Annotated in this window: 17 protein-coding genes; 6 read left to right on the top strand and 11 right to left on the bottom strand. The window is 58.4% G+C overall.

Annotated features, from left to right (window positions below; all coding sequences use genetic code 11):
• The 3 genes from PFH44_RS17275 to PFH44_RS17265 all read right to left on the bottom strand — a co-directional run.
• Positions 1 to 740, bottom strand: a 740-nt coding sequence (locus PFH44_RS17275; protein WP_283825645.1) for an FUSC family protein, incomplete at its 3' end; no start/stop codon positions are given.
• Entirely contained in the window at positions 740 to 1,636 is an 897-nt protein-coding gene (locus tag PFH44_RS17270) for an efflux RND transporter periplasmic adaptor subunit (RefSeq protein WP_283825644.1), read from the bottom strand. The genes PFH44_RS17275 and PFH44_RS17270, both read right to left, overlap by 1 nt.
• 10 nt (positions 1,637 to 1,646) lie before the next feature.
• Positions 1,647 to 1,883 carry a DUF1656 domain-containing protein gene (locus tag PFH44_RS17265; RefSeq protein ID WP_045858559.1) on the bottom strand — a complete coding sequence of 79 codons (237 nt, stop codon included), beginning with the start codon at positions 1,881 to 1,883 and terminating at the stop codon, positions 1,647 to 1,649.
• A gap of 170 nt (positions 1,884 to 2,053) precedes the next feature.
• On the opposite strand from PFH44_RS17265, the gene slyA reads away from it, so the two are divergent.
• A complete protein-coding gene (gene slyA / locus PFH44_RS17260; RefSeq protein WP_071844932.1) occupies positions 2,054 to 2,494 on the top strand; it encodes a transcriptional regulator SlyA in 441 nt (146 codons plus the stop codon).
• Positions 2,495 to 2,853: 359 nt separating this feature from the next.
• On the opposite strand, the gene slyB is transcribed toward slyA, so the two are convergent.
• On the bottom strand, positions 2,854 to 3,321 hold the full coding sequence (gene slyB / locus PFH44_RS17255; RefSeq protein WP_283825643.1) for an outer membrane lipoprotein SlyB: 468 nt from the start codon (positions 3,319 to 3,321) through the stop codon (positions 2,854 to 2,856).
• 362 nt (positions 3,322 to 3,683) lie between these two features.
• On the opposite strand from slyB, the gene anmK reads away from it, so the two are divergent.
• The 5 genes from anmK to pdxY all read left to right on the top strand — a co-directional run bounded on the left by anmK (position 3,684) and on the right by pdxY (position 8,382).
• On the top strand, positions 3,684 to 4,808 hold the full coding sequence (anmK, locus tag PFH44_RS17250) for an anhydro-N-acetylmuramic acid kinase (RefSeq protein ID WP_283825642.1): 1,125 nt from the start codon (positions 3,684 to 3,686) through the stop codon (positions 4,806 to 4,808).
• A gap of 91 nt (positions 4,809 to 4,899) precedes the next feature.
• A complete protein-coding gene (gene mliC, locus PFH44_RS17245; protein WP_041145832.1) occupies positions 4,900 to 5,223 on the top strand; it encodes a C-type lysozyme inhibitor in 324 nt (107 codons plus the stop codon).
• Between the two features lie 57 nt (positions 5,224 to 5,280).
• Positions 5,281 to 5,937: a pyridoxamine 5'-phosphate oxidase gene (gene pdxH / locus PFH44_RS17240; protein WP_045859593.1), complete on the top strand. Its 657-nt coding sequence runs from the start codon at positions 5,281 to 5,283 to the stop codon at positions 5,935 to 5,937.
• A 248-nt stretch (positions 5,938 to 6,185) separates the two neighbouring features.
• Positions 6,186 to 7,460 (top strand): tyrosine--tRNA ligase, encoded by a 1,275-nt coding sequence (gene tyrS, locus PFH44_RS17235; RefSeq protein ID WP_283825641.1) that lies wholly within the window; start codon positions 6,186 to 6,188, stop codon positions 7,458 to 7,460.
• A 61-nt stretch (positions 7,461 to 7,521) separates the two neighbouring features.
• Positions 7,522 to 8,382 (top strand): pyridoxal kinase PdxY, encoded by an 861-nt coding sequence (gene pdxY / locus PFH44_RS17230; RefSeq protein WP_283825640.1) that lies wholly within the window; start codon positions 7,522 to 7,524, stop codon positions 8,380 to 8,382.
• 46 nt (positions 8,383 to 8,428) lie between these two features.
• Here the strand turns inward: pdxY and gstA are convergent, their stop codons facing one another.
• The 7 genes from gstA to rsxC form a co-directional block, all read right to left on the bottom strand.
• Positions 8,429 to 9,034, bottom strand: coding sequence for a glutathione transferase GstA (gene gstA / locus PFH44_RS17225; protein ID WP_045858549.1), 606 nt, complete (start codon positions 9,032 to 9,034; stop codon positions 8,429 to 8,431).
• Between the two features lie 109 nt (positions 9,035 to 9,143).
• A complete protein-coding gene (gene dtpA / locus PFH44_RS17220) occupies positions 9,144 to 10,649 on the bottom strand; it encodes a dipeptide/tripeptide permease DtpA (protein WP_283825639.1) in 1,506 nt (501 codons plus the stop codon).
• Between the two features lie 599 nt (positions 10,650 to 11,248).
• The gene (nth, locus tag PFH44_RS17215) at positions 11,249 to 11,887 is read right to left on the bottom strand and encodes an endonuclease III (protein WP_045858543.1); all 639 of its coding nucleotides are present in this window, start codon (positions 11,885 to 11,887) and stop codon (positions 11,249 to 11,251) included.
• Entirely contained in the window at positions 11,887 to 12,591 is a 705-nt protein-coding gene (locus PFH44_RS17210) for an electron transport complex subunit E (protein ID WP_283825638.1), read from the bottom strand. The genes nth and PFH44_RS17210 overlap by 1 nt, the downstream gene beginning before the upstream one ends.
• Before the next feature lie 3 nt (positions 12,592 to 12,594).
• Complete coding sequence (gene rsxG / locus PFH44_RS17205; RefSeq protein ID WP_283825637.1) at positions 12,595 to 13,215, bottom strand: electron transport complex subunit RsxG; 621 nt, start codon at positions 13,213 to 13,215, stop codon at positions 12,595 to 12,597.
• A 9-nt stretch (positions 13,216 to 13,224) separates the two neighbouring features.
• Positions 13,225 to 14,277, bottom strand: coding sequence for an electron transport complex subunit RsxD (gene rsxD / locus PFH44_RS17200; protein WP_283825636.1), 1,053 nt, complete (start codon positions 14,275 to 14,277; stop codon positions 13,225 to 13,227).
• The coding region (gene rsxC, locus PFH44_RS17195) for an electron transport complex subunit RsxC (RefSeq protein ID WP_283825635.1) at positions 14,278 to 16,067 on the bottom strand (1,790 nt) is incomplete at its 5' end.

Genomic DNA, 16,067 nt, shown 5'->3' with positions numbered 1-16,067 from the left:
TGGTCCAGCAAATAGTTCAGCAGCGGGTTCTGCCGACGGAAGCGGTAGTGGCTCCAGAAGGCCTGAATGCGCAGCAGGTTCATGGTGAGGATCTGGCCAATAACGCTTTCGTGGGCGGTGCGAATCGCATCGGTGGTTTCCGGCACCCACAGCAGGCTGGCGTGTTCCAGCAGGCGGGCGTGCATATTTTTTAGCGCCGTCAGCAGCGTGGTGCCGTCGGAGGTGCTGGGCAGGATCATCATCATGACTCCACCGCACAGGATCCCGACGATGACCTCGCAAACGCGCGACTGGGCGATGGTCCACAGTTCGTTGGCGTCGGTCACGTTGATGACCGGGAAGGCAATAATGGCGCAGGTATAGCCGGCAAGCTGGAAAGCGTAGGCCACGTTGTTGGTGTACATCGCGCAGGCCCAGGTGCAGACCGCGATCCACGCCGAGATGCTGAATAAAAACAGCCACGGATCGTTCAGCGTATGGCCGGCCAGCAGCAGGGCGGCGCAGGCGCCGAGCAGGCTGCCGGCGATGCGGCCAAAGCTTTTGCTGATAACGCCGCCGACGGTAGGAAAGCTGACCACCGCCGCCGAGGTCATCGCCCAGTAGGGTTCATCCAGGTTCAGCCAGTAGGCAACGCTCAGCGCCAGGCACATGGCAATGCCGTTGCGCAGGGCGTACCGCCACTGCGCCCGGCTGGCCTTAACCCACGGAAGCGCGCGCCACGTCAGGGCCTGCACGTTCACTATGGGCGGCCAATGGAGACGGTGCAGGTGGTACCGGAGATAAGCGTTGTCTCCGGCGGCAGGTCGTTCAGCTCGATGCGTACCGGCACCCGCTGGGCCAGGCGAACCCAGGGAATATTCGGTTTAATGTCCGCCACCAGCCCGCTGCCGCTTTCAACGCTTTGGTCAACAATGGCGCGGCCAATGCTGGAGACGTGACCTTGTAACTTTTGCTTGCTGCTATACAGAATAACCTCGGCGCTATCGCCGGCGCGGATATGGCGCAGCTTGGTTTCTTCAAAATAGCCAATAACGTAGAACGAATGGCTGTCTACCAGCGCGAACAGAGGGCGGCCAACGGAGGCGTAGTCCCCCACGCGGGTGGAGAGATTGGTGACCCAGCCGTCAACCGGCGCCTTAATCAGGGTCTGGCTAAGCTGCCACTGGGCGTGTTCGAGGCTGGCCTGGGCGACGCCGGTTACGGCTTTGGCCGCTTCGAGGACCGCGTTCGCGGTACTCAGCGCGGTGCCGGCGCTTTCAAGATCTTCGGCGGAAATCACGTTGCGCGACAGATTTCGGCGGCGGGCGGCGTCGCTGGCGGCTTTCGACTGCTCCACCCTGGCTTTCGCCAGATCGGCGCGGGTTTTGGCCAGCTGCGCCTGGGCGTCGAGTAGGGCAATACGATAGGGGGTGTCATCGATCTTAAACAGCACGTCTCCGGCTTTCACCAGCTGGTTATCGCGGACGTTGAGCTGCAGGATGCTGCCGGAGACCTGAGGCGTGATGCCGACCTGCTCGGCGCGCACCTTGCCGTCGCGGGTCCACGGCGATTGGGTGTAGTAGTTCCAGACCAGCCAGGCGGCAATAATCGCCAGCGCAACAATCAGTAAAGTTGAGAAGTATTTTAGTTTTTTCATCGAGTTAACATTACCAGACGGTCAACAGAACCAGTGCAAGACACACTGAAAGCGCAAACAGGGAGAGATCCATCAGCAGCGGGTGCCAGATGTCGCCGGCGTACATCCAGTCGCGCAGCTGACGATGCAGCACCAGCCAGAGAAAGAATCCCAGCAGGACGGCTTTAAACAAGGGAGGGAAATAGATAGAAGCGCCAAACACCAGGTCCTGGAGCGACAATCCGCAAGCGTTAAGACTCAGTTTCACAAGCAAAAATCCTTTGCCGTTGCAGGGAGAATGTCAGGTAATGCTATTATTTGCATTGTAAATCATTGTTTTCATATTAGTGAATCAGGTAATTCATTTGTTTTGATTATTTAAATGCTGCACACTATTCTAAAATCAGTATAATAACTTAGCAAGCTAATTATAAGGAGATGAAATTGGAATCGCCACTGGGTTCTGATCTGGCACGTTTAGTGCGCGTCTGGCGCGCGCTGATCGACCATCGCCTGAAACCTCTGGAGTTAACGCAGACGCACTGGGTCACGCTGCATAACATCCATCAGCTGCCGCCCGAGCAGTCGCAGATTCAGCTGGCGAAAGCCATCGGAATTGAGCAGCCCTCTTTGGTGCGTACGCTGGATCAGCTGGAGGAGAAAGGTCTTATTTCTCGCCAGACCTGCGCCAACGACCGCCGGGCGAAGCGTATTCGGTTGACGGAAAAAGCGGAGCCGTTGATCAATGAGATGGAAGAGGTTATCAGCAAAACGCGCGATGAAATTCTGGCCGGCGTCTCGACGCAAGAGGTTGAAATGCTGCTCGGTTTGATTCGCAAACTGGAACACAATATTCTGGACCTCCAGGCAAAAGATTAACCTGTCCAGGGCCTTGATCTCTCAAGGCCCTTCATCTTTTACTTCGCCTCACTCCACACGACGACGCGGTTTTTCGCTTCATACATTGCCGTATCCGCACGCTTCACGCACTCCTCGGCGCTCAGGCTACCGTCAACGGCGGCCCAATAAAACACGCTGTGCTGTAGGGTTTCATCGCGTGGGGCTGACGATCTCGCAGTAATAATATATGGCCTGAAGTGATAGCCATTGCGGAGACGTAAAGATAGGGCGTTTAAATGAGCGGGTTATATTAGAGGCGGCGGCCGATTAATTAGCCGTCTTCGTGAGGTTAATATTCTGCTGAAATAATGCGGCCCCGAAAGGCCGCATGAAAAATATTAACGCGGGGAAACGGTGACCTGGCTGCCGCTGCCGGCAATCGCCACGCGCTGGCCGACGGAGTACGGGGTGCTGCCCTGTTTCTGGACCACCAGAATGGTGTTGCCGTCGTCCTTACGGATTTCCAGCTCGACGCCCTGGGTTTTATTCATTGCGCCCTGCACGCCCTGGCCGGCTACGCCGCCCGCCACAGCGCCTGCCGCCGTTGCCAGCGAACGGCCCGTGCCGCCACCGATGGTGTTACCGAGGAATCCACCCAGAACCGCGCCGCCGATAGCACCGATTGCGTTGCTGTCATCGCCGCTCTGGATCTGCACCGCGCGGGTATGAACGATGGTGCCGTAGGTTACGCTCTGGACCTGTTTGGCTTGGGATGCGGAGTAAACATCACCGGAAAGGCCGCTGCTGCTCACGCAGCCCGCAAGAGTAAAACCAATCATCGAGACAGCCAAAACACGTAAAATCATTTATGAATCTCCTTCACCAAATAGTGTTCTGTTGAACTTCCATGTGGTCAATTATATGGCATTTAAGCGTCGGCTGGCATAGCTTCCGCATGGACAATACAAAAAATAATAAGCACAGACGTCTTAACCGTAGCTAAACGTACGCGCTTTACGCGAAGCGCCGCGTTGATAACCACGAGGCTTCGGACTTCTCTGCTCAGGCTTTGGCGCCGTTTGAAAGCGGCTAAAACCTGATTATCTGACAGCCGGAACGCTTTAAGGTTTATCCGTTTTAGTGTTAAAAAAATTATTGTCCCATAGCAATGACCCCGTCTTTATGATGGAGTGTCGCTATACCAGAGTCATGGAATGAAGGAAGGCGTATGAAATCAGGTCGCTATATTGGCGTAATGTCCGGCACCAGCCTGGATGGCATCGACGTTGTTCTGGCGGTAATTAATGAAAGTATTGTGGCCCAGCAGGCCAGCCTGTCTTATCCCATCCCCGTTGCTATAAAAGAAGAGATTCTGGCCATCTGTCAGGGACAGACGCTCACCTTATCGCAGCTGGGGCAGCTTGATATGCGCCTGGGGCGGCTGTTTTCCGATGCGGTGCGGGCGTTAATGCGCCAGGAGAATCTGCAGGCCTCGGAGATTGTTGCGATTGGCTGCCACGGCCAGACGGTCTGGCACGAGCCGATGGGCGATGCGCCTAATACCCTGCAGATCGGCGACAACAACCAGATTGCCGCCCATACCGGCATCACGGTGGTGGGGGATTTTCGCCGTCGCGATATGGCGCTTGGGGGGCAGGGCGCGCCGCTGGTTCCGGCCTTTCACCACGCGCTGCTGGCCCATCCGGTCGAGCGCAGGATGGTGCTCAACGTCGGCGGCATCGCCAACCTCTCGCTGCTGGCGCCCGGCCTGCCGGTACGCGGCTACGACACCGGTCCCGGCAACATGCTGATGGACGCGTGGATCTGGCGCCAGTGCGGCAAGCCGTACGATAAAGATGCGCAGTGGGCCAGCGAAGGTAAGGTGCTGCTGCCGCTGCTGCAGGATATGCTCAGCGATCCGTGGTTCGCGCTGCCCGCACCGAAGAGTACCGGCCGCGAATACTTCAACTACGGCTGGCTGACGCGGCATCTGGCGCGCTATCCCGGCGTCAGCGCGCAGGACGTTCAGACCACCCTGACGGAGCTTACCGCGGTGACGATCGCCGAGCAGGTGCTGCTCAGCGGCGGCTGCGAGCGGCTGCTGGTGTGCGGCGGCGGGGCGCGGAATCCGCTGCTGATGGCGCGGCTGGCGGCGCTGCTGCCGGGTACGGAGGTCTCTACCACCGACGCGGCGGGGATCAGCGGTGACGATATGGAAGCGCTGGCCTTTGCGTGGCTGGCGTGGCGGACTATCTCCGGGCTGCCCGGCAACCTGCCGTCGGTGACCGGCGCCAGTGAAGCCTCCATCCTCGGCGCTATTTTCCCGGCGAATGCGCCGCAGAATCAGAGTTAACTGAACTCGCTCTATTTTATTAACCGGTAAACTGGATGAAGTGAGTGGAGGGTCAATACCCTCCTGGACCGGGAAAGTCGAAGGCAACCAAATGAAAAAAATCCTTATCGCAGTGATCCCTTTTATGCTCGCAGGCTGCAGCTATTACAATCAGTTTGCCGAGCGCATGCAGACCGATACGCTGGAGTATCAGTGCGATCAGAAACCGCTGACCGTTCATCTCAATAACGTCCGCCAGCAGGTGAGCTTCATTTACGATAACCAGCAGCTGAATCTGCAGCAGGGGCTCTCGGCGTCGGGGGCTCGCTACACCGACGGCGTCTACGTCTTCTGGTCAAAAGGCGACGGCGCTACCGTCTACAAGCACGACCGCGTGGTGCTGGAAAACTGCCAGCTGCAAACCGCCAAACGTTGAGATTTCCGTCCCGGGGGCGCACAATAACGCCACCCGAAGACTCTTTTCTCAATGGCCATGTCAGACAACGACGAATTGCAGCAAATCGCGCATCTGCGCCGAGAGTATACCCGTGGCGGCCTGCGTCGCCACGATCTTCCCGCCGAACCGCTGACGCTGTTTGAGCGCTGGCTCCGACAGGCCTGCGATGCCCGCCTGGCCGACCCCACGGCGATGGTGGTGGCCACCGTTGATGACAGCGGCCAGCCCTACCAGCGCATCGTGCTGCTAAAGCACTATGACGAAAAGGGGCTGGTGTTTTATACCAACCTCGGCAGCCGTAAAGCGCACCAGATCGAAAAAAATCCCCGCGTCAGCCTGCTGTTTCCGTGGCATATGCTGGAGCGCCAGGTGATGGTCACCGGCAAAGCTGAACGTCTGTCGACGCTGGAAGTGGTGAAGTACTTCCACAGCCGCCCGCGCGATAGCCAGATCGGCGCCTGGGTCTCCCAGCAGTCGAGCCGCATTTCTGCCCGCGGCATCCTTGAAAGCAAATTCCTTGAGCTGAAGCAAAAGTTCCAGCAGGGCGAAGTGCCGCTGCCGAGCTTCTGGGGCGGGTTCCGCGTCAACATCGAGCAGATGGAGTTCTGGCAGGGCGGCGAGCATCGTCTGCACGATCGTTTTCTGTACCAGCGGCAAAACGAAGGCTGGCAAATCGACCGTCTGGCGCCATAAAGGACGCAAAATGTTGTTTTAAGCGCTGGTGCTACGTTCCCCGGCGCTTTATTCTATAGGCTTCATTTTTCACGCTGCATCGTAGCCATCCGTGCCTGCTCGCTCCGGTAGCTTACCCGCGTAAGCGCCAGAGGATCCCCACGCTTGCCGCTGTGATGCAGCCTGAATCATTTTGTGCAGTATTTTTTCGCGTCTGGCGAAAAGTCGTGTACCGGCAAAGGTGCAGTCGTTTATACATGGAGAATTTGATGGCAAGCAGTAACTTGATTAAACAATTGCAAGAGCGGGGGCTGGTAGCCCAGGTGACGGACGAGGAAGCGTTAGCAGAGCGACTGGCGCAAGGCCCGATCGCGCTCTATTGCGGCTTCGATCCTACCGCCGACAGCTTGCACTTGGGGCATCTTGTTCCATTGTTATGCCTGAAACGCTTCCAGCAGGCAGGCCATAAGCCTGTGGCGCTGGTGGGTGGTGCGACCGGTCTGATTGGTGACCCGAGCTTTAAAGCCGCCGAGCGTAAACTGAACACCGAAGACACGGTGCAGGAGTGGGTTGATAAAATTCGCAAACAGGTCGCGCCTTTCCTCGACTTTGACTGCGGTGACAACTCGGCTATTGCCGCGAATAACTACGACTGGTTTGGCGGCATGAACGTGCTGACCTTCCTGCGTGATATCGGCAAGCATTTCTCCGTCAATCAGATGATCAATAAAGAAGCGGTTAAGCAGCGTCTGAACCGTGACGATCAGGGCATCTCCTTTACCGAGTTCTCCTACAACCTGCTGCAGGGCTATGACTTCGCGTGCCTGAACGAACTGCATGGGGTTGCGCTGCAAATCGGTGGTTCGGATCAGTGGGGTAACATTACCTCCGGTATCGACCTGACCCGTCGCCTGCATCAGAACCAGGTATTTGGTCTGACCGTTCCGCTGATCACCAAAGCGGACGGCACCAAGTTCGGTAAGACCGAAGGCGGCGCGGTATGGCTGGATCCGAAGAAAACCAGTCCGTACAAATTCTATCAGTTCTGGATCAACACCGCGGATGCCGACGTCTATCGCTTCCTGAAGTTCTTCACCTTTATGGACATTGCCGAGATCAATGCCCTCGAGGAAGAAGACAAGAACAGCGGTAAGGCGCCGCGCGCGCAGTACGTGCTGGCGGAACTGGTTACGCGTCTGGTTCACGGTGAAGAGGGGCTGATCGCCGCTAAGCGCATTACCGAGAGCCTGTTTAACGGCAACCTGAGCGAGCTGAGCGAAGCGGACTTCGAGCAGCTGGCGCAGGACGGCGTGCCGATGATTGAAATGGAACAGGGCGCCGACCTGATGCAGGCGCTGGTGGATTCCGAGCTGCAGCCGTCCCGCGGCCAGGCGCGTAAAACCATCGCCTCCAACGCGGTGACCATCAACGGTGAAAAACAGGCCGACCCGGAGTACGTCTTTGGCGACGGCGACCGCCTGTTTGGTCGCTATACCTTACTGCGCCGCGGTAAGAAAAATTACTGTCTGGTCTGCTGGAAGTAATTGCGTAAAGGCAGGGGCGTGGGAAACCACGCCCCTTATTTTTTGCTGTCAGGTATCCAAGATGAAGAATATCCTCGCCATCCAGTCCCACGTTGTGTTTGGCCATGCCGGCAATAGCGCCGCCGAGTTTCCAATGCGCCGCCTTGGCGCCAACGTCTGGCCCCTCAACACCGTGCAGTTCTCAAACCATACCCAGTACGGTAAATGGACCGGCTGCGTTATGCCGCCGGCGCACCTGAGCGAAATCGTACAGGGCATCGCTGATATTAATCAGCTTCAGCGCTGCGACGCGGTGCTCAGCGGCTATCTGGGATCGGCGGAACAGGGCGAACATATTCTCGGGATTGTTCGTCAGGTGAAAGCGGCCAATCCGGCGGCAAAGTATTTTTGCGATCCGGTGATGGGCCATCCTGAAAAGGGCTGTATCGTCGCGCCGGGGGTGGCCGAGTTTCACGTGCGCCATGCGCTGCCTGCCAGCGACATTATCGCGCCGAACCTGCTGGAGCTGGAAATTCTCTGCGAACATCCGGTGGCGAACGTCAGCGAAGCGGTAGCCGCCGCGCGCGAGCTGATTGCTCAGGGGCCGGAAGTGGTGCTGGTGAAGCATCTCTCGCGCGCCGGGATTAGCATGGATCGTTTTGAAATGCTGCTGGTGACCCGTGACGAAGCCTGGCATATCAGCCGTCCGCTGGTGGACTTTGGCCTGCGTCAGCCGGTAGGCGTCGGGGATGTGACCAGCGGCCTGCTGCTGGTGAAGCTGCTGCAGGGAGCGAGCCTGCGCGATGCGCTGGAGCACGTCACCGCTGCGGTATACGAAATTATGCTGACGACTAAAGGAATGCAGGAGTACGAGCTGCAGGTCGTAGCGGCGCAGGATCGCATTGCGCAGCCGGAGCATCTCTTCAGCGCCACGCAGCTCTAGGCGCCGATAGTCTGCCCGGAATCGCGTCCGGGCAGGGACATCAATCTTACTTCAGACCTTCCGCTTCCAGCGCAGCCGCCACCGACGGGCGCGCAGCGATGTGCTTCATCCACGCCCCGATATGACGATAGCCTTCCATATTCAGCTTCACCGCGTACGCCCAGCGCAGTACGGTAAACAGGTAGCCATCGGCGATGGTGAAGCGATGGCCGTTGAGCCACTGCTTATCCTGCAGCGATTCGTCAATATACTGCAGCTTCTTCTCCAGCTGCGCGCGCGCCGTCGGTTTGTAATCCTCCGGCGTATCAGGACGAAACAGCGGGGTGAAGCCTTTGTGCAGCTCGGTGGCAACGTAGTTGAGCCATTCCAGAGTCTGGTAGCGGGCAACGGTGCCCACCGGAGCCAGCAGCTGCCGGTCCGGGACGCGATCGGCAATGTACTGCATAATCGCCACCCCTTCCGTCAGCAGGAGATCGTCGTCAAGCAGCAGCGCCGGAACCTGGCCTTTCGGGTTAATCAGCAGGTAATCCTCCCCGTTTTCAAGGCGTTTTTTCATCAGGTCAACGCCCTGTAAGGTGAAGTCCAGCCCGCTTTCGCGCAGGGCGATATGCGAAGCAAGAGAACAGGCGCCGGGTTTGTAGAACAGTTTCATCGGTAACTCCTCGTGGCTGCAGTTTTCTGTATGTTAGTCCGCCCACAGGCAAAAAAAAAGCCGCTAACGGCAGGTTAGCGGCTTATATCAAATGGTTTTCCCGACGCGATTAGGCGGTTGCCGCTTCGCGCTCTTTCACGACGCTATCGTCGTCCAGCGTCATGCGATTCAGCTTCGGCGCCGTCAGCAGCATCAGCGCGGCGATAACGGCCGTCACGATACCAATCTGCAGGAAGACGTGGCCGTAAACGTTCAGAGAAACCAGCGGGTCGGTCACGTTTTCCGGAACGGCCATCAGGTTAGCAATCTTACCGGCAATAATTGCCGCACCCGCGGTGGTCAGGAACCAGCTGCCCATGATGAAGCCCATCAGACGCTGCGGAACCAGCTGAGCAACCATGGCCAGGCCGAGGCCGGAAATCATCAGCTCACCGATACTCTGCAGCGCGTAGCTCAGGATCAGCCAGTTTACCGACACGATACCGGCATCGCTGGCGAACTTGGTGCCCAGCGGCAGCACCAGGAATGCGCCAGAGCACAGGATCATCCCGATAGCGAACTTGTGCGGCATCGGCAGACGGTCGCCCATCTTGTTATAGATGGCGGCCAGAATCGGGCTACCAACCATGATCCAGAACGGGTTCAGCGCCTGGAACTGCTCCGGCTGGAAGCTGATGCCCATAATGGCGTGCTCAACGTTGCGGATGGCGAAGAAGTTCAGAGAAGTCGGCATCTGGCTGTAAAGGACGAAGAAGACGATCGCCTGCACCATCAGAATGAAGGCGACAATCATCTTACGACGCGCGGCACCCTTCAGGGCGATAGCTTCTTTGGCGAAGATGATGACGATACCCAGCGCGACCACGCCCAGAACCATACGGGCGATGCCCTGGTTGTGCAGCAGCCAGGTAGCAATCACCACCAGGATAACCACGCCCACGATAGTCGCCAGCAGCTTGCCGTAGTGAACCGGCGCGAAGTCGGGTTTAGAACCGTAGTTTTTCACCCATTTCTTGCAGAACATAAAGTTCACAAGCGTAATCAGCATGCCGACAAAGCTCAGGGAGAAGGCGATACTCCAGCCGAACTTCGCTGCCAGCCACGGAGTCGCCAGCATAGAGAAGAACGAACCGATGTTGATGGACATATAGTACATGGTAAATGCACCGTCCAGACGCGGGTCGTCTTTCTCATAGCAGGTAGAGAGCAGGGAGGACGGGTTCGCCTTAAACAGGCCGTTACCGACGGCGATAGTCGCCATACCCATATAAACGATAGCGGCGTCATGTCCGGAGTACGCGACCAGCGCGTAGCCGATAGCCAGGACGATAGTCCCCAGCATAATGACGCGCTTGGTGCCGAGCACTTTATCGCCCAGCCAGCCGCCGATAGCCACGAGGCCGTAGACCAGCGCGCTGAAGGAGGAGAAGAGTGTAATAGAATCCGCTTCTGACATACCCAGCTGTTTTACCAGGTAAACGGCCATGATCCCTTGCAGGCCGTAATAACCAAAACGCTCCCATAATTCGATCGAGAAGATCAGATAGAACGACTTCGGCTGCTTGAAAGCGTTCAAACTCACGCTTTCTGCTGGTTTATTGTTTGCAGTTGACACATATACCTCTTTTTTTACATCCCATATTAACGGGGGGTGTTCGGGGCGCAATCTTCGACGACCGCCGCCTTTATAGTTATTCTGGAGGGAAAACGGCAGGTAATGTTCACTATCCTGACCGTTCAGGCAATACCTTTGTAATAAACTGTTACACATAACCAACGCATTATAATACGCCAGTCATTCAAATGTTATGCAGAGTTAAACTTCACTAATTTGCTATTGGTGATATTTTTATCTGTCCGCATCCGCGAGATGGCGGATAAAGGCGATATATTCTGCTGATTAGCCTTGAATCCAGTGATATAGGCCATAATCCTAAAAAATGATGGGGTATTCTCCTGGTAAGAAGGGCCCCGCTATTGCAATTGCTGGCTTTCGTTATCAAATGAGCAACAACAAATTAACATTAAGTTGCGCAGATGATCTGGATCACAAATGTATAGAAATTTTTTCTTCGTAAAAAATGATTAACCTGGCTGGGCGTTATATAAGCAGACGATCGCCCTGTTAACTGGCGAAATTATGGCGAAAGTGGCAGGGATGAAGGGGCATGAACAGAACCATTACCCCAGGCAGGGTAATGGTATTATCGGGTTTCAGGCTGCGTAGACTTTTTCTTTGAACTCGCAGAGGTCTTCGATCAGGCAGGAGCCGCAGCGCGGCTTGCGGGCAATGCAGGTATAGCGCCCGTGAAGAATAAGCCAGTGGTGGCAGTCCACCTTAAACTCGGCGGGAACCACCTTCAGCAGCTTCTCTTCAACCTGCTCGACGTTCTTGCCGGGGGCAAATTGCGTCCGGTTACACACGCGGAAAATATGCGTATCGACCGCAATCGTCGGCCAGCCGAAGGCGGTATTGAGCACCACGTTGGCGGTTTTGCGCCCGACGCCGGGCAGCGCTTCCAGCGCGGCTCTGTCCTCGGGGACTTCGCCATTATGCTGCTCCAGCAGGATCCGGCAGGTCTTAATGACGTTTTCGGCCTTGCTGTTAAACAGGCCGATGGTTTTGATATACGACTTAACCCCGTCGACGCCAAGGTCGAGCATCGCCGCCGGAGTATTGGCGACAGGATAGAGCTTTGCGGTCGCCTTATTGACGCTGACGTCGGTCGCCTGCGCCGAGAGCAGCACCGCGATCAGCAGCTCAAACGGCGAGCTGAAGTTGAGCTCGGTGGTGGGATGCGGATCGTTATCCCGCAGGCGGGTCAGAATTTCCAGACGTTTGCTCTTATTCATCAGGCTTTCCCTGCGGCATCAGAGGGCGCGACCACCTGGATTTCGGCGATTGCCGCCTGGGCCTTACGCTGTTTGCCGCGCTCATCAATAAGATATTTGACCGCCAGCATCATTCCGAGGCCGATAAACGCCCCCGGCGGCAGCATCGCCAGCAGGAACGGGGTGTCGGTATGGAAGACTTCGATGCGCAGCGCTTTCGCCCAGCCGCCGAGCAGGCTATCGGCGCCGTCAAACAGCGTACCGTTGCCAATGATCTCCCGCAGCGAGCCGAGGACAAACATGGCGCAGGTAGCCCCCATGCCAATCGCGAAACCATCCAGCGCCGAGAGGGCCGGGCCCTTTTTCGCCGCGAATGCCTCGGCGCGACCGACGACAATACAGTTGGTCACAATCAGCGGGATAAAAATCCCCAGCGACTGGTAGAGGCCGTAGGCGTAGGCGTTAATCAGCATCTGCACGACGCTCACCACCGAGGCGATGATCATCACGTAAATGGGAATACGGATTTCGGCCGGCGTCCAGCGGCGCAGGCTGGAGATAGTCAGGTTGGTGAGGGTCAGCACCAGGGTGGTGGCCAGCCCTAGCCCCAGCGCGTTGGTGGCGGTCGAGGTCACGGCAAGCAGAGGGCACATCCCCAGCAGCTGAACCAGCGCGGAGTTGTTTTTCCACAATCCTTGGACAATAACGTCTTTTACTTCGCTCATGCTCTAGTCTCCGCAGGCGGTGAATTCGGGAATCTGCGCTGGCAGCGTTTGTGCGTACAGGCCGGCACGCTTAACCGCGTTGACGACCGCGCGCGGCGTAATGGTCGCACCGGTAAACTGGTCAAAATCGCCGCCGTCTTTTTTAACCGCCCAATGGCTGTCGTTCTGCCCATGAATAACTTTGCCGGCAAAATAGGTGATCCAGTCAGAAAGACGCAGCTCAATTTTATCCCCGAGGCCCGGCGTCTCGTGATGCTCGGTGACTCGGGCGCCGAGGACGGTGCCTTTAAAATCTGCGGCGACCAGCAGCTGAATCGCCCCGGAGTAGCCGTCCGGCGCGGTGGTTTCCATAACCGCGCCCACCGGAATGTCGTTATTTTTAGCGATCCAGATCTTATGCTGTCCTTTGCCCAGCGCCGGGGCGGAGGCCAGATAGCAGCTCTTCAGCAGATCGTTATTATATAGCTCTGCCGGCAGCACCTGGTCAAAAAGCGCCTTTTGCTGTCGGGACGCCTGATCTTCAATCGTCGATTTGGTCAGCTCATTGATAGCCGCCGTCAGGCCGGTGGAGCCGGCGGCGAAAAGTGCCAGCGTGATGCCGTGTTTGCGCATGCTTTTTAACATGACGGGTCCTCAGCGGTGGCCGTACACGCGGGGGCGCGTGTAGTAATCAATCAACGGAACGGTAATATTCGCCAGCAGCACGGCGAAGGCTACGCCGTCAGGATAGCCGCCGAAGCTGCGAATCAGCCACACCAGCAGGCCTGCCAGCGCGCCGAAAATAAGGCGCCCGCGGTTGGTGGTGGAGGCGGTTACCGGATCCGTCAGAATAAAGAACGCACCGAGCATGGTGGCGCCGGACAGCAGATGTATCTGCGGCGCGGCCAGGCTCTGCGGCGAGAAAAACCAGCCGAGCGTGGAGCAGACGGCCAGGCTCAGCAGGAAGCTGAGCGGAATATGCCAGCGAATCGTCTTCTGCCACAGCAGGAACAGCCCGCCGACCAGATAAGCGATATTCACCCACTGCCAGCCAAGCCCTGCCAGAGCGCCGCCAAAAATCGGGTACTGGAGGATCTCCTGTACCTTATGGCCGGCGTGCAGCGAGGTTTTAAAGGTGTCCAGCGGCGTGGCCTGGCTGATACCGTCGACCCCGAGACGCAGGGCGTTCATATCGCCACCGGCGGCGGTGTGGCCGGTGAAAATGACCCGCAGCGCGTCGGTAAAGCCTGGAATGTGGGCCGCAATATCCTGCGGCGGCAGCCAGGAGGTCATCTGCACCGGGAAGGAGATCAGCAGCACCACGTAGCCAATCATGGCCGGGTTAAAGGGGTTATGTCCCAGCCCGCCGTACAGCTGCTTGGCGATGATCACGGCAAAGGCGGTACCCAGTACCACCATCCACCAGGGTGCCAGGGGCGGAATGCTGACGGCCAGCAGCAGGCCGGTCAGCAGCGCAGAGTTGTCGGCCAGAATAGCGGCAACATTCTGCTTGCGCAGCTTGAGGATAGCGGCTTCGGTTCCCCAGGCGGTTAAGGCGGCGAGAATAAGCTGCAGCACGGTGCCCCAGCCGAAAAACCAGGTCTGTACCGCGATGCCTGGCACGGCGGCGAGCAGCACCAGCAGCATAATCCGCGAGGTCTGGCGCTGGTTGTGGGTATAGGGAGAGCTTGCGATTCTGAAAACCATTTAATCCTCGTTAACTGCCTGCCGGGATGCTTTCCTGGCCTGAACTCGGGCGATTGCTTCGGCGACTGCAGCCTTGCGCGCATCGTCATTGGCGGCGGACCCGCCGTCGTCAGCCTGCTGCTGCTCGGCCTTGCGGGCCTTGGCGCGGGCGATGGCGGCCTCTACCGCGGCCTTGCGCGGGTCGACGGCTTCAGCTTCCGGGGCGGCAGTAGTGGCCTCAGCCTGCTGCTGCTCGGCCTTGCGGGCCTTAGCCCGGGCGATGGCGGCCTCTACCGCGGCCTTACGCGGGTCGAGACCTGCGCCAGCCGACGGCTCGGACGCGGACTCAGCCAGTTCGTTTTTACGGGCGCGCGCCTGCGCTTTACGCGCTTCGCGCGCGGCGATGGCTTCACTGTTGTCCGGCTTAGCGCCCGCCTGAACGACGATCGGCTGCGCCGCGTCCTGCTGTTTTTCACGCACGCGGGCGAGGGCGGCGTTAATCGCCGCGCTATCTTTGGCGGCGGGCTGCACGGCGGACTGTTTATGCCGCTCGAGGCGCGCGGCCTTATCGCGCTCCAGACGCGCCTGGCGGGCTTCAAAACGGGCTTTGGCTTCCGCCGCGCGCTTCTCTTCCAGACGAATCTCCGCGATCTCGGCCTTCTCCTGACGGAAGTACTGCACCAGCGGAATATTGCTCGGGCAGACCCAGGCGCAGGCGCCGCACTCAATGCAGTCGGCCAGGTTGTGGGTGGTGGCCTTGTCGTGCTGCTGGCCTTTGCTAAACCAGTACAGCTGCTGCGGCAGCAGATCGGCAGGGCAGGCATCGGCGCAGGCGCTACAGCGAATGCAGCCCTTTTCCTCTTCCGCCTCGCCCATTTCGCTGGCCGACGGGGCCAGCAGGCAGTTGGTAATTTTGACCACCGGCACGTCGAGCCACGGGAGGGTAAAGCCCATCAGCGGGCCGCCCATAATCACCATCGGCTCAGCGCTGGGGCAGAAACCGGCATCATCCAAAAGATGGCGCACCGGCGTGCCCAGCCGGGCCCAGACGTTGCCCGGACGCGAAACCGCTTCCCCGGTTAAGGTCACCACCCGCTCGGTCAGCGGTTCGCCGTCGATCACCGCGCGTTTCACCGCGTAGGCGGTACCGACGTTTTGCATCAGGATCCCGATATCGGAAGAGCGGCCGCCGTGGGGCACCTGCTTACCGGTGAGGATCTGCGTCAGCTGCTTAGCGCCGCCGGAGGGATATTTGGTTGGGATCACGCGCAGGGAGATGCCGTGCGCATCGCTCAGTACCGCACGCAGCATGGAGATTGCCTGCGGCTTGTTGTCTTCAATGCCGATCAGCACCTGGCTCGGCTGTAAAATATGGGCCAGGATGCGAATGCCGTCGATAATCTGCGCCGCGCAGTCCTGCATCAGACGATCGTCGGCGGTGATGTAGGGCTCGCATTCGGCGGCGTTAATAATCAGGGTGTCGATTTTGTCGCCGCCGCCGCGCAGCTTGATGCCGGTGGGGAAGCCGGCGCCGCCCAGCCCGGCCACGCCGAACTGGTGGATACGCTCGATAAGCTCTTCGCGGGATTTGCTCTGGTAGTCGCTCCAGCCGTCGCGTTCAATCCAGCGGTCTTCACCATCGGCATCAATGATAACGCTCATCTCCGCCAGCGCGGAGGGGTGCGCCGTCGAATGCGGAGCGATGGCGCTGACGATACCCGACGTCGGGGCGTGAACGGGCAGCATTTTTCCCCAGCCGCGGGTAAGCGGCTGGCCGCGCAGGACGCGATCGCCGGTCTGCACGCAAAGCT

It is taken from the genome of Klebsiella sp. Ech2A (assembly GCF_030078455.1).
GTDB classification, from domain to species: domain Bacteria; phylum Pseudomonadota; class Gammaproteobacteria; order Enterobacterales; family Enterobacteriaceae; genus Klebsiella; species Klebsiella terrigena.
The sequence above is the reverse complement of the archived record's forward strand: the minus strand, read 5'-3'. Positions and strand labels throughout refer to the sequence as shown.

Excerpts from the sequence above, each read along its gene's own strand:
- rsxD (WP_283825636.1), bottom strand. The coding sequence starts at position 14,277 with ATGGTTTTCAGAATCGCAAGCTCTCCCTATACCCACAACCAGCGCCAG.
- rsxG (WP_283825637.1), bottom strand. The coding sequence starts at position 13,215 with ATGTTAAAAAGCATGCGCAAACACGGCATCACGCTGGCACTTTTCGCC.
- tyrS (WP_283825641.1), top strand. The coding sequence starts at position 6,186 with ATGGCAAGCAGTAACTTGATTAAACAATTGCAAGAGCGGGGGCTGGTA.
- slyB (WP_283825643.1), bottom strand. The coding sequence starts at position 3,321 with ATGATTTTACGTGTTTTGGCTGTCTCGATGATTGGTTTTACTCTTGCG.
- mliC (WP_041145832.1), top strand. The coding sequence starts at position 4,900 with ATGAAAAAAATCCTTATCGCAGTGATCCCTTTTATGCTCGCAGGCTGC.
- anmK (WP_283825642.1), top strand. The coding sequence starts at position 3,684 with ATGAAATCAGGTCGCTATATTGGCGTAATGTCCGGCACCAGCCTGGAT.
- nth (WP_045858543.1), bottom strand. The coding sequence starts at position 11,887 with ATGAATAAGAGCAAACGTCTGGAAATTCTGACCCGCCTGCGGGATAAC.
- gstA (WP_045858549.1), bottom strand. The coding sequence starts at position 9,034 with ATGAAACTGTTCTACAAACCCGGCGCCTGTTCTCTTGCTTCGCATATC.
- PFH44_RS17270 (WP_283825644.1), bottom strand. The coding sequence starts at position 1,636 with ATGAAAAAACTAAAATACTTCTCAACTTTACTGATTGTTGCGCTGGCG.
- slyA (WP_071844932.1), top strand. The coding sequence starts at position 2,054 with ATGAAATTGGAATCGCCACTGGGTTCTGATCTGGCACGTTTAGTGCGC.
- pdxH (WP_045859593.1), top strand. The coding sequence starts at position 5,281 with ATGTCAGACAACGACGAATTGCAGCAAATCGCGCATCTGCGCCGAGAG.
- PFH44_RS17210 (WP_283825638.1), bottom strand. The coding sequence starts at position 12,591 with ATGAGCGAAGTAAAAGACGTTATTGTCCAAGGATTGTGGAAAAACAAC.
- pdxY (WP_283825640.1), top strand. The coding sequence starts at position 7,522 with ATGAAGAATATCCTCGCCATCCAGTCCCACGTTGTGTTTGGCCATGCC.